The 12,566-nt window shown below is 44.2% G+C and carries 14 protein-coding genes; 4 read left to right on the top strand and 10 right to left on the bottom strand.

What is annotated here, in order from left to right:
- Positions 1 to 49 precede the first annotated feature (49 nt).
- Together PO830_RS00945 and PO830_RS00940 are read left to right on the top strand one after the other, a co-directional pair.
- Positions 50 to 832 carry an MBL fold metallo-hydrolase gene (locus PO830_RS00945; protein WP_272851655.1) on the top strand — a complete coding sequence of 261 codons (783 nt, stop codon included), beginning with the start codon at positions 50 to 52 and terminating at the stop codon, positions 830 to 832.
- A complete protein-coding gene (locus tag PO830_RS00940; RefSeq protein WP_272851654.1) occupies positions 829 to 1,323 on the top strand; it encodes a hypothetical protein in 495 nt (164 codons plus the stop codon). Before PO830_RS00945 ends, PO830_RS00940 begins: the two co-directional genes overlap by 4 nt.
- Here PO830_RS00940 and PO830_RS00935 read toward each other — a convergent pair.
- The 10 genes from PO830_RS00935 to PO830_RS00890 form a co-directional block, all read right to left on the bottom strand.
- Complete coding sequence (locus PO830_RS00935) at positions 1,320 to 1,979, bottom strand: alpha/beta hydrolase (RefSeq protein WP_272851653.1); 660 nt, start codon at positions 1,977 to 1,979, stop codon at positions 1,320 to 1,322. The two genes, PO830_RS00940 and PO830_RS00935, sit on opposite strands and share 4 nt — an antisense overlap.
- Positions 1,980 to 2,040: 61 nt before the next feature.
- On the bottom strand, positions 2,041 to 2,394 hold the full coding sequence (locus tag PO830_RS00930; protein WP_272851652.1) for a DUF4870 domain-containing protein: 354 nt from the start codon (positions 2,392 to 2,394) through the stop codon (positions 2,041 to 2,043).
- Positions 2,395 to 2,448: 54 nt separating this feature from the next.
- Entirely contained in the window at positions 2,449 to 2,760 is a 312-nt protein-coding gene (locus PO830_RS00925) for a hypothetical protein (protein ID WP_272851651.1), read from the bottom strand.
- Positions 2,753 to 4,006, bottom strand: a complete 1,254-nt coding sequence (locus PO830_RS00920) for a dihydroorotase (RefSeq protein ID WP_272851650.1) — start codon at positions 4,004 to 4,006, stop codon at positions 2,753 to 2,755. The genes PO830_RS00925 and PO830_RS00920 overlap by 8 nt, the downstream gene beginning before the upstream one ends.
- Complete coding sequence (locus PO830_RS00915; RefSeq protein ID WP_272851649.1) at positions 4,003 to 5,925, bottom strand: BatA domain-containing protein; 1,923 nt, start codon at positions 5,923 to 5,925, stop codon at positions 4,003 to 4,005. The genes PO830_RS00920 and PO830_RS00915 overlap by 4 nt, the downstream gene beginning before the upstream one ends.
- Positions 5,926 to 6,046: 121 nt before the next feature.
- Positions 6,047 to 6,577 (bottom strand): hypothetical protein, encoded by a 531-nt coding sequence (locus PO830_RS00910; protein ID WP_272851648.1) that lies wholly within the window; start codon positions 6,575 to 6,577, stop codon positions 6,047 to 6,049.
- A 165-nt stretch (positions 6,578 to 6,742) separates the two neighbouring features.
- Positions 6,743 to 7,279: a hypothetical protein gene (locus PO830_RS00905; protein WP_272851647.1), complete on the bottom strand. Its 537-nt coding sequence runs from the start codon at positions 7,277 to 7,279 to the stop codon at positions 6,743 to 6,745.
- A gap of 111 nt (positions 7,280 to 7,390) precedes the next feature.
- The gene (locus PO830_RS00900; RefSeq protein WP_272851646.1) at positions 7,391 to 8,155 is read right to left on the bottom strand and encodes a TIGR02757 family protein; all 765 of its coding nucleotides are present in this window, start codon (positions 8,153 to 8,155) and stop codon (positions 7,391 to 7,393) included.
- A 9-nt stretch (positions 8,156 to 8,164) separates the two neighbouring features.
- On the bottom strand, positions 8,165 to 8,824 hold the full coding sequence (locus PO830_RS00895; protein ID WP_272851645.1) for an ABC transporter ATP-binding protein: 660 nt from the start codon (positions 8,822 to 8,824) through the stop codon (positions 8,165 to 8,167).
- A gap of 30 nt (positions 8,825 to 8,854) precedes the next feature.
- A complete protein-coding gene (locus PO830_RS00890) occupies positions 8,855 to 11,278 on the bottom strand; it encodes a DUF5916 domain-containing protein (RefSeq protein ID WP_272851644.1) in 2,424 nt (807 codons plus the stop codon).
- Between the two features lie 148 nt (positions 11,279 to 11,426).
- Between PO830_RS00890 and msrA the strand changes: the two genes are divergently transcribed.
- Together msrA and folE are read left to right on the top strand one after the other, a co-directional pair.
- The gene (gene msrA, locus PO830_RS00885; protein ID WP_272851643.1) at positions 11,427 to 11,966 is read left to right on the top strand and encodes a peptide-methionine (S)-S-oxide reductase MsrA; all 540 of its coding nucleotides are present in this window, start codon (positions 11,427 to 11,429) and stop codon (positions 11,964 to 11,966) included.
- A 17-nt stretch (positions 11,967 to 11,983) separates the two neighbouring features.
- Positions 11,984 to 12,559, top strand: coding sequence for a GTP cyclohydrolase I FolE (gene folE, locus PO830_RS00880; protein WP_272851642.1), 576 nt, complete (start codon positions 11,984 to 11,986; stop codon positions 12,557 to 12,559).
- The last annotated feature ends 7 nt before the right edge of the window (positions 12,560 to 12,566 follow it).

The following is a 12,566-nucleotide window of genomic DNA, read 5'->3' as shown; positions in this document are numbered from 1 at the left end:
GTATGAAAACGCCTAGCCAAACAAAAAAAATACTCCTATTTTTGTGTTAATGAAATCAGGCGTAACCCTTACATTTTTGGGGACTGGAACTTCGCAGGGAGTTCCCGTCATAGGAAGCGATCATCCGGTCTGTAAAAGCGCCGATCCTAAAGATCAACGCCTGCGCGTTTCGGTATTGTTAGAATGGGAAGATACGAGCTGCGTCATTGATTGTGGACCCGACTTCAGACAGCAAATGCTTCGGGCGAACTGTCAGAAATTGGACGCGGTATTGCTCACTCATGAACACAGTGACCATACTGCCGGATTAGACGATATACGCCCCTTCTACTTCCGACAAGGAGACATTCCGTTTTACGCGCATTCAAGGGTGTTTGATTCGCTTCATGAACGATTTGGCTATATTTTCGAAACCAAGAATAAATACCCCGGTGCGCCTACCATAACCGAATACGCCATCGAGAAAGATGCCCACTTTACAATAGGAGGAAAAGATATTCTACCAATTGAGGTTTTTCACGCCAACCTTCCTGTATTGGGCTTCCGCATCGATAATCTTGCTTACCTGACCGATGTAAAAACCATCGCTGATGCCGAACTAGAGAAGTTGAAAGGCCTGGAGGTACTTGTTATAAGTGCGCTGAGAGAAGACCCTCATTATTCGCATTTAAATGTTTCCGAAGCCTTATCGATCGTGGAACGTTTACAACCGAAACAAACTTATTTTACTCATATTAGTCATTTGATGGGCTTCCACGAAGAAGTGGATAAAGCACTGCCTAAAGGCGTGCAGTTGGCCTACGACGGACTACAAATTACGTGTTCTTCATGAAGTCTCGAATTTTTATGTACTTGTTTTTCTTCGCGCTATTGTTCATCATCTTTCAGTATATGAACGAAAAATCTATTTTCGAACGACAGGAAAATCGGATTTCCAGTTTGACTACTTCTGTGGAAAAGGCCAACGACTCGATCGCAGTCCTTAACGATAGACTTTTTGAGGCGACCGAATTTTCACTGATGGGAAACGGAATGGCCATGGATTATTTGGAACGTCTGGGTTTTGAAGCTGAAGCGGTACAACAGCAGGTGGCAGAAGCCATCTACGAACAGAATGGGCAGATGGGGGATAATCCACTAATTCCCTATGAAGGTCTGGAAGGCGATATGAAAATAAACACGATCTTCTTTTTGAACCACCGATGGATTATTGCCGATTTCACCGATGGGACCTACTGGGGAGAAATGCTATTAAGCTACATCTTCGACGAAAACAACCAGTTACAAATTGAAGTCATTTCTTCGGTCCTTTATCCTCGTTAGGAGTGCTTTGTTAACCATTCTTTAAATTCGTAAAAATTCTGCGGTGCCACGCCGTGCCCCACAGGAAATTCAGAATAGGTACAGGAAATAGCTAGGTTCTTCAAAAAAGGTTCACTCTTTCGCGCCCAGGCGACCGGAATTACCTGATCTGCCGAACCGTGAGAACTGTACACCTTTAAATGGCTGAAATCATTGGTTTCGTAACCCGCTTTCAGAATGCCTTCATTAATGTACCCACTCAGCCCAATCACATTTTTGATCAATTCGGGATAGCTCAAGGCAACAGCAAAGCTAAGAATGGTCCCTTGACTAAACCCTAATAGGGTGAGTTGCTTGGGATCTACCGGATAGCGGTCACAAATTTCCTTCAGAACAGAAACAACAAGTTCTCTGGATGCGATCGCTTCTTCATCATCACTAAATTTTCCGCCGGGAGCGTCAAAATAGATAGAATACCAGGCATTGCCATAGGGTTGAAGAGCATAGGGTGCTTTCAGCGATATAATAGCGTATTCTTCCGGCAATTCACTGGCAAAGGAAAATAAATCGTTCTCGTCACTACCATAACCATGTAGCATGATGATAGCGGGGGCTTCCGCTGCGGAAGTATTCGCAGGTCGATATAGGTGTTCAAGTGATAAAGAGGGTTTCTTCATAGCTAAAAAATAACGCCGTATCACGTGATACGGCGTTGTAAAGGTACATAATTTTGATAGGCTAGCCGATGCCTTTAAACCATTCTTGAAACTGTGTTCCTACTACGGGTATTGGCTTTTTCTCACCCTGAATGGCTGCTAGAAGCCCCAGAATCCACAGCACCGCAAGTCCTAGATACAATACTGTTGACAAGAACGGTATATTGATCAAAAACGCCATGGCGAAAAAGAGTACCCAAAGTGCGAGATACAGGAGGACGAGTCCGAGGCTCTGCCGGATGTGAAACGCGGCAAAATCATTTTTCTTTTCGTTGTTCATCACAAAGGCGATGATGAGTCCGATAAGGGTGATGTAAGAAATAATAGCGATGGTTTTTCCTTCTTCTACTGAAGGATTGTTGGTAGACGCTTCCATACGTAAGGAGATGTTGGTTAGTATTTGGTTTTTAGTGTTTTAAAGATAAAACAACTAATCGAAAAAGGTAAACCAATCTTGAAATTTTTCACTGAGATAGGGGATGCCCTGAGTTCTGTTGAACAGGGCCATGCAAAACGAAAAGAACCACAAGGCAACGGCAATCCAGTAGATGTAGAAACCTACCTCAAATCGTTGGAACATCAGAGAAATGAAGAGAAGTATCACTAATCCAAACATGTTTTTTATATGCCAGGTAGCGAACTCATGTTGTTCCTCTTTATTCATAAAATACGCGATCAGCATTCCCACGAAGGTGAGATAGGCGATTATGGCTTTGTTCTTTCCTGCTGGCGTATTACTCATGAAGGTGCAGCTTTTTATTATTCACAATGCCGTATGCTTTTCCTTTTAGTGTGCTTCCCAGTAGGGCGGCGTTTTTGGAGGTAGAAATAACGTCCTGTTCGCTGAAGGTATACGTGGTATCTGGGTCAAACAATGTGAGCGATGCCTTGTTTCCCTCCTGAATAGGTTCCTCTGAGATACCAAACCTACTTTTAAGTCGGGTGAGCACCGTCACCGCGGTGTCAACTCCCAGCGTTTTGGTCAGTGCCCCAAAACAACTCTCGAGCCCGATACTCCCAAAAGCCGCATTTTCAAATTCTATTTTTTTATGTTCAATGTCCACAGGATCATGATCGCTGGTGACCCCGTCTATGGTACCGTCTTTCAATCCCTTTATCAATGCTTTTGCATCTTCTGAAGTGCGCAGCGGCGGCAGTAGCTTATACCGCGAATCAAAGCTGTCTAACACGTCATCCGTTAAGAACAAATTATTGACCGAAACACTGCAGCTCACATCCAATCCGTTTTTCTTCGCTTCTTTTATCAGGGCAACCGATTTCTTCGTGGAAAGGGTGGGGATGTGTAGTTTTCCGCCAGTATACTCAAGAATATAGAGGTCGCGGATAATTTGAAGTTCTTCGGAAAGTGCCGGGATCCCTTTCAAGCCGAGCAGTGTACTCTGTCGCTCTTCGTTCACTAAGCCTTTACCGGCGATATTTTTGTTCATTGGAAAGGATTGCACTAATCCATCGAAATTTTGCGCGTACTGTAGGGCTATTTTTAATAGGTTCGCATTTGCCAGAGGTCGCTTGTAATCGTAAAAGGCAACGGCTCCTTCTTGCTGCATATCGAATAGCTCGGCGAGGTCTTCACCACGACTCCCCACGGTTACTGCACCTATTGGATAGGTGTTTACCAATTGATTTTCTGCCCGAGACATCAAAAACTTGATGTGCGATTTTGAATCAGCAACAGGATACCCATTCGGATTTAAAGCCACATGGGCAAATCCGCTGAGCGCTGCGGTGCGGAGGGCGTTGTCTAAGGTCTCTCGCTCCTCATAGCCCGGTTCTCCCACCGAAATTCCTGGATCGAACCATCCTGGAGATACATGAAGATTGGGTCGGGTGATTTCAGTAGCCTTTTCTGCTGTGAGTTGCTTTCCAATCTTGCGAATGGTGCCGTTCTCGATGAACAGATCCCGTTGCTGCTTATGATGTTCGCTGGTAGGGTCAATAATGGTAGCCGACTTGATGATTATCTTCATTTATAGAATTTTAGAATCAACATTTCTAACAGAAGAAACAGTATTGCAAAAATAGCAAACCATTTCCAATATTGGTTTTTTTCACTCGCTTGGGCCAATTCGGACAGCACTTCTTGTACTGAAGACAAGACTTCCACCCCCTCCCAATTGGCGGCATCTCGGTATTGCAACCGACTTTCTAATCGGTTGTAGTTATAACTTACCTGTTGGAGGGTTTCGCCCTCTTTTGTGATATCATAAGTCCCCTGAATGCCAGGTTGATCGGTAGTCGTAATTCGCACGGTGTTGGCGGTAGATTGTTGCTGCGGAATAAAGCGTTGCGTGCTGTCTTGCAAGCTCACGATCTCGTCTTGCATGAGTGCTACTGAAACGGCATAGGTATTGGTGGTACCAATGGTATAGGAAAGCGTGGGCAGCGGTAAACTTTGCTGCGCCATATTGTAAAAGGTAGGAACAATTAAAGGAGAATTCTGGAAATTAGAATTCGTATCGCTCAGCGCGGCTGTCCATACGTATACGTTATCCTGTTGAAGCAAAAACGGCCGCTGATCTTCAAATCGAAGCACAGGGGTAGCTCCACTTTGTATGGTGTAGTACGATTGTACTTTCGGATATTGAAAATTAGAAATTGTTCTCTCAAACACATTAGCGTATAAGGGATGCTCGAATGCGATGTTCGTCACTTGTTTTTCCGAAGCAATGGCTTCTATGAATGCCCCTAACCCATAGGTTCTCAACACCGCATTGTAGGAAGTAAGTTCACTATTTTCGGAAGGAACAATCACGAGACTTCCTCCAGCTTCTACAAAGGCATATAAGGCGTTCTGCAGGGCCTTAGGAATAGCAGGTAGCTCGTAAAGCACCAAGAGGTTTTGAGAAGGGATTGCGTCATAGTTCAGTGCCTCAAGGGGTTGTTGTAAAAATGCAAACTCCTCTGAGCCAAACAAACGAGCCAAGAAGGCAGCTTTTTCGCCCGTAATGGCAAGTACGTTTATCGCTTCGGAAACATTTGTATTGAAATAGAATTCATTATCGAAGGGAAGCGCTGTATCGTTTACAGCAACACGGCCTCGAAAAGCACTTGGATTCGCTACAGAAAATGTCACCTTTTGCTGTCCGTCGGTTGAAAAAGCAACAGAAGATTTTGCGATCAAGGCATCATCGCGATACAGCGACACAGGTATTTCTCTGGTCTCGACACCTTGGGCTGAAATATATACGGTAAGTTCCATTTTGTCTGTAGCCTTCCCGGAAGCCGCTACAGAGTCGATACTTATATTTGTGGGGTTGACAGGCTGCGTTTTAGCAGCGATTACAGCAAGGTCTGGAGGTAAATTGGGCCAGGCTTCAACCGATTGAAAATCGGATATGAACAGCAATTTTTTATCGATTCTACGACTCTTAGAGAACCACTGTTCTGCCTTGCGAATTACCGTGGCAGGTTTCAGCTGAGCATTGCTGTAAGGCGTCCGCAGAATTTGCTGTTTGAAGTCGGTTTTAGAAAGGTCTCGATACTCCGAATCATTTGTAAAATAACTGATGGTTTCCGCATCAAATGTAGCGTCGTATAATGCTTGCAAACTTCGTTCCAACAAGGGGCCGTTAGCGCCGCGAGCTTGCATGCTGTGCGAATTGTCAAGGTATATAATAACCTCCTGAGGGTTTCCCGTGGTGGCTTCATGGGTACTAAAGGGCTGTGCAAATGCCAGAATTAGACAGCTGAGCGCTAAAAGGCGGGTTCCTAGCACCAGCCATTTCTTTATTTGCGCACTTTTTCGGGTCTGAAGCGTGGCTTTTTTCAGGAAATCTACGTTGGTAAACGCTACTTTTTGGAACCGTCGTAACTGGAAGAGATGGATAAAAATTGGGATGAGCAGCAGAAAAAAGGCGTAAAGTACTTCAGGATGTTGAAACTGCATGGACTCAATTATTGCTCAAAGATATGAAATGAGATACATTTCACGGGAAAAAATCTTCGGTTTTAAAAAACAAAAATCCCACCGGAAGCGGTAGGATTTTTTTGAATATTAAATCAAAAAATTAGTCACCATCACAGGCATCCCAACAGAAGTTGAAATACATGGCCCAGCTTCTACCTGGAAAAGTGATACCATCCCCCCAGGCAGTTTCTCTTTGGTTGCTAGCGGCATTTCGAACCACAGCATGTGCGGCAACACAGATACATTCAGGAAAATCGGAAGTATCTAAACCATAGGCAACCGTTTGTGTACTTCCACTGTGGTTTCCATGTAATGGGAATTTTCCAATTTTCGGATTTCCTCCACCATTAACCGGCATGTCGTCGCATGCTCCGGCAAAAAGATGTGTTTCCTCAAGGATCCAGTCGCCATCGGTAACGTATTGAACCTGTACTTCACCGTTGGTATATACTACCTGTACGCGGCCGACTTCGGTATGCTTTCCGGCAATAAGGGGAGTTTCATAACAAAACTCATCGAAAGCGGTGCGTGTAAAATTAGCTTCTTGCGTGTCGATGGGTGCAGATTCTTCCGTAGAACATGAAAACAGCACTCCAATGGCGAGAAAACAGACGATACTTAAATTTTTCATAAGGGTATTTAGTTGTAAGGTTATGTAGGAAAGATACGAGATTATAGCGTCCTCAGATTTTCTATAGTTCAGAATTTTCGCACTTTTCGATAAGGTTCAGAATTCATAGATGTATAACAAAAAACGCACCCAAATCGGGTGCGTTTTTAACGTATTTGATTTGTATTATAGGCAAACTTCGAACCAGGTTGCCCAGCTGCTACCGCCCATGGGTTCACCGGCTGCCCATGCGGTTTCAGTTTCTCCGGTTACCGTATTGTACACAACCGCGTGGATAGCCACATACACACAGCTTCCCGTAGGATACCCCGGGATATTGTAGCTTACTTCTGTAGTACCGGGAGCATGTGTCCCAGCATAAGGAAATTGCCCTATTTTAGGATTGCCACCCCCATTGGTGGGTAGTCCTTCCATACTTCCAACGTAGATATGTGTTTCCAGAATTTCCCAGTCGCCTTCATTTTGGAGAAGGATGATGAGTTCCCCCTCAGAATTCTCTACGGAAGCAATACCACTTTCCATGGTTTGTCCCGCGTATAATACATCTTCATAAAGAAGCGGATCCTCACCAATGGTTCCATCATCAATATTTCCGGGTAAATCAAAATCGAAATTAGCTTCCGGTAAAAGGGTTGTTTCATTTTCAGGTGAACAAGCTACGAACAAGGTCACCAACAAGCAAAAGAGCGTAATTTTTTTCATGTTTTTTGAGTTTAAGTAGGTTAGCCTCAAATATAATAAAAAAATGCACTTAATCGATAAAATATGCTTTTTAACGATTTTTAATTCAAAAAAAGTAAGTAATTACATACGTTAAAAGTCCTCCATAGCGCCTAATCCGAAGAGCGCAAAATCGTATTTCACTGGATCAATGGGATCCATTTTCCGCAGTGCCGTATCCAGTTCGATGACAGCCTTCCCATCATTTTGTTTGCGTTTTAGTAGGTTCAGCTTTCGCGCGATGGTTCCGGAATGAACGTCTAATGGGCAACTGAGCTGAGCAGGGGAGAGGCGTTTCCAAATTCCGAAGTCGACCCCCGCCGTATCCTTTCTGACCATCCAACGCAAGAACATATTGATTCGCTTGGCAGCCGAATTCTTTGCAGGGTCGCTAACGTGCTTTTGGGTACGGGCCGGATGCGGTGCGTCGAAAAAGAGCTTCTTAAATTCATGGATGGCCGGCTGCAATGAATCATTCGCGGCATGTTCGGAAAACACGGCTTCTAAGCCACTGTGATCGCTGTAGATACGTCGTAGCGCTTGTAGGAAATAATCGAGATCCACCGCATTAAAGGTGCGATGTACAAATCCCTCAAGGTGTTTAAACGCCTTCGAATCGTATTGCATGACAAAATCGTAAGGATCGTTGCCCATGCGTGCCAATAAGTTTTGTCCGTTTTTGATGATACTTTTACGGTTTCCCCATGCGATCGTAGCGATCAGGAATCCGGAGATTTCAATGGCTTCTTTTTGCTGATAGCGATGTGGAATTTGAATCGGGTCGGTATCAATAAACCGTGGGTGGTTGTAGCGAACCACTTTGTCATCTAAAAATGCTTTTACTTCAGATTTCTTCAATAATACTACTTAGGCTAAGATCACTCCGTCTTGCATCTCTAATTTTCGGTCGGCCATGGTGGCTAATTCTTCGTTGTGCGTTACAATTACGAAGGTTTGTCCGAACTCATCTCTTAATTTGAAAAACAGGTGGTGGAGGTTTTCAGCGCTTTCAGTATCCAAATTTCCACTGGGCTCGTCGGCCAGAATAATAGCCGGATTGTTAATCAGTGCACGCGCCACGGCCACCCGTTGTTGTTCCCCACCGCTCAAAGCATTCGGTTTGTGTGTTTCTCGATGCGCTAGCCCGAGGAAGTTCAATAATTCTTTTGCTCTCTTTTCGGCTTCCATTTTGGGTGTGTTCTTAATGAAGGCCGGAATGCACACATTTTCAAGCGCGTTAAATTCGGGTAATAGTTGATGAAACTGAAAGATGAACCCCAGTGATTCATTTCGAAATTTCGCCAATTGTTTCCGAGATAAGGTGGCGATATTGGTATCGTTAATCTGCAATACTCCCGAAGCCTTATCGGCAGTATCTAAGGTTCCCAGTATCTGCAAGAGCGTTGTTTTCCCCGCCCCGGAAGCTCCTACAATGGAAACGATCTCTCCCGCTTTGATGTGGAGGTCAACGCCTTTTAAGACGTGAAGTTCATCATAGTGCTTGTGAATGTTCTGCGCTTTGATCATTGGGTTGAAAGTACTATTTTCTTTTGGGAATCAGGAATTTTTTTTAGTGAGATTGATCAACGAATTGTAATCGATAAAGTAGGTGATTCGTAAGGAAAGCGAATGTAATTGCGGTTGCGCGAACAATTCGTCTAAACTTTCGGTATACGAGAGCGTGGACGCTTCATTTTGGCTGAAAAGTTGATTGCGGTACAAGAGTGAAGCTTCACTACCCGGAGCAAAGCGCCAACGAAAACGCAGGTCTAAATTCCAGATATTGAAATTGCGGTTCGGATCGTTCTCAGTGGTGTCGTATGCCACTATGGTTTTGCTTCCGTTATCATTCAGCGTAAAAAATCGATCCACGCCATAATCGGCCGTACTCCAAAAGTTTCTGAAACGAAGTTCTACCGCTTTCCAAGGGTTAAAATTATAACTGGCCGTGACCGTGTTTTCGATATTGGTAATATCGCGCTGGCCAAAGAACACGTCCGTATCGGTATTGTCGATGTATCCAAAATTATCTTTCCGCTGGAAAAAATCGGTAGAAAGAATTACCAGAAAGCGATCGGAAAAACGATAGCGGGGCGAGATATTAAACCCGAAATTACGTTGCGGATCGTCCAAAAAACTGCGGTAATTGATGCCTAAATCGTAGGCAAACTTTTTACGGTAGTCTGAAGAAACCCAGGCGTTTCCACCTACATTTTCGTTGAAGGTCACAAATCGCCCTGTCACACGCGGTTCAAAATAATCTTGCTTTTTGCTGTTGAAACTCGTATTGCTTCCAAAGGCAAATCGTTCTGTGGTTACAAAGAAGGTGCTGAGGTTAAATTCATTCTCGGTTTGTAAGCTGGGGCGATACAAACGGCGATGTCTTGCCGTGGCTTCAATTCGATAATTATTGAAGGTGTTAGTAGGTTCAAAAATTTGATAGGAAGCGCCCACCACCACATTGTTGTAGTTGTTGGTGAAATTTACCCCAAGATCGTTGATGTCGTAGGTGGTATTGGCAAAATCATGCCCCACACGGTAGCGAAAATTTCCTTTGATATTAAAGATATCTAGCTCAGAGCGAAACCCAGAGCGCCAGCCTCCAGTTTCGTGTACGTTGCTAACAATGGCACGTCCAGAGGTGCGAATCGTGTTCTTTTTGTCAGTTACATTAAACGAAAGTGCGGTGACGTTGGCATCCCGAAAGGAGCCATTTCGACTTACGTTAGTGTTTACGAGAGATATGGCCGAGTTATCATTAAATTGTTGGTCTAACACGAACACATTATAGTTAGAAAGCGGTTCTACCAAAACTTCTCGTCGCGTTCCGGTGAGTGTGTCTTCTACGGTAGCGAAGGTTTTTTCGGTGATGGTATTGAGGAATCCGACACCTAAATTTTGTTGCGTTCGTCCTGAAACCTTAATGGCATTCAGTAAGTTGACTTTTCCCGGGGCTTCGGAAACGATTTCGTTATCGTTTAGATCGGGTGTGGTCGAGGGCGGTCCGCCAATTCTTCGCGAGAAGAAGATACCTCCTCGGTTGAACAGTTCGATACCTTCTCTAAAAAACTGACGATTTTCTCCGAAGGTTTGTTCAAAAGGACCCAGATTCAACCGAACTGCGTCAAAAGCAACTTGTCCAAAATCCGGTATGAGGGTGGCATCTAGCGTAAAACTGTCACTAAGGCCATATTTTATGTCCATTCCGGCGCTCGCTTCGGTCTCTATAGTCCCGTCGAAAGAAGAGACGGTCCCTTGGACGAAGGGAAACAAACTCAGTCGGGTAGGCGGTTCAATAGCACGTACTCCGGTTACCAATCCGTTGAACTGAGTCTCACGGCCTTCCCCATTGGGGATATAGTTCCAGGTATGGGTCTCATTCCGAAGGGTAAGTCGGCGATAAAAGTTGACACTCCAATTCTGAACCTCTGCTTCCGGAAACCGCAAGGCGTGATACGGTATTTTAAATTCGGCATACCACCCCTTATGGTCGCGGGAAACCCTACATTGAAACACCACATCGTATCGAAAGTCTTGATTTCCTAAAGAAACTCTCGAATCCCCAATCGTGCCCGCACTGGTTACATAGAAACGCGTTTCATTAATGCCGTCGTTATATGTATTAAGCGCTACGGCGAATTGATCGGCCTGGGCGTTGAGATCATCACGCTGTGCAAATTGCCGAGGAATCGTTTCGGGGGCAGGATGGTAAAGATACGCTGCAATATAAACAGCTTCGTTGTCGTAAGCCATTTTCACCTCAGATTGGTAGGCTTCAGGGATGTTGAGTTCGTTCCCCGGTTGGTACGCTTGAAAATCGCCAAAGGCAGTGGCGTTTTGCCAGACGGCATCATTCAGTTTTCCGTCAATCACTGGTGCGGTAGAAATCCGCTGCGCGTGGATGGTTTTTTGCTGAGAAAATATAAAGGGTGTCCAAAAGAAGAACGCTACCAGTAGGGTAGTTAGTTTTCTATAGATCATGGGGTAGTTAATTAAGAATGCCTCAAACAATAAAAAGCAAAACTAGCATATCATCTCTGTGTTACTATTAATGAAAAGTTAAAAAAGAAATTCTACGGTTCAGGCTGCTTTTTTAAATTGTAATTTTGTTTAAGAAATAACACAACAAGTGGAACAAATTGTATTGGCGTCGGGTTGCTTTTGGTGTACGGAAGCGGTTTTTCAGAGAGTTGAAGGAGTAGTAGCGGTGGTTTCCGGGTTTACGGGAGGACATATTAAGAATCCGGCTTATCGTGAAATCTGTACGGGTCGAACCGGGCATGCCGAAGGTGTTCAAATTACCTACGACCCAGCGAAGGTTTCCCTTCAGAAATTGTTGGAAATCTTTTTTGCCACCCATGATCCTACGACGCTAAACCGACAAGGAAACGATGTGGGAACTCAGTATCGCAGCGGAATTTTTTATACTTCTGAATCACAGAAAGAAACGGCCGTACAATTTATAGCATTGCTCGAAGAAAAGCGCATTTTTGAGGCACCTATCGTTACCGAAATTACTCCGTTAGATGTGTTCTATACCGCCGAGGAAGATCATCAGGACTTTTATAATCAACATACACAACAACCCTATTGCCAATACATTATCGATCCGAAACTTAAGACATTATCGGAGCATTTTACCGAGCAATTAAAAAAAACCAACCCCTAAAAAACACTAGTTATTGTATGAATACTGAAAAACACCTCAATGCCTTAATTGCGTCCTACGAAACGGTCATCGAGAATGTTGGGGAGGATGTTAGGAGAGAAGGACTTGTGAAAACTCCTGAACGTGCGGCGAAGGCAATGGAATTTTTGACTTCCGGCTACGAGCAAGATGGTCCTGCGATTTTAAGAAAAGCCATGTTCGCTGAAGACTATAAAGATATGGTAGTTGTAAAGGATATCGAACTTTATTCACTTTGTGAGCATCACATGCTTCCGTTCTTCGGAAAGGCCCACATTGCCTACATTCCAGACGGACATATTGTCGGCTTGAGCAAATTACCACGTGTGGTAGATGTGTTTGCACGCCGCCTCCAGGTACAGGAGCGATTGACGCATGATATTCTGGAATGTATTAATGATACCTTACGCCCTCAAGGCGTTGCTGTAGTCATTGAAGCCGCGCATATGTGCATGATGATGCGAGGTGTTCAAAAACAAAATAGCGTTACGACCACCTCTGGATTTCGCGGTCAATTTGAAAAACAAGAGACCCGAAATGAGTTTCTCAAACTGATAAGCAGTAATTTATCATAATTTTTGG

Source organism: Altibacter sp. HG106 (assembly GCF_028561755.1).
In the GTDB taxonomy this organism is placed as follows: domain Bacteria; phylum Bacteroidota; class Bacteroidia; order Flavobacteriales; family Flavobacteriaceae; genus DFVG01.
This window is presented reverse-complemented; position numbering and strand designations above follow the sequence as displayed.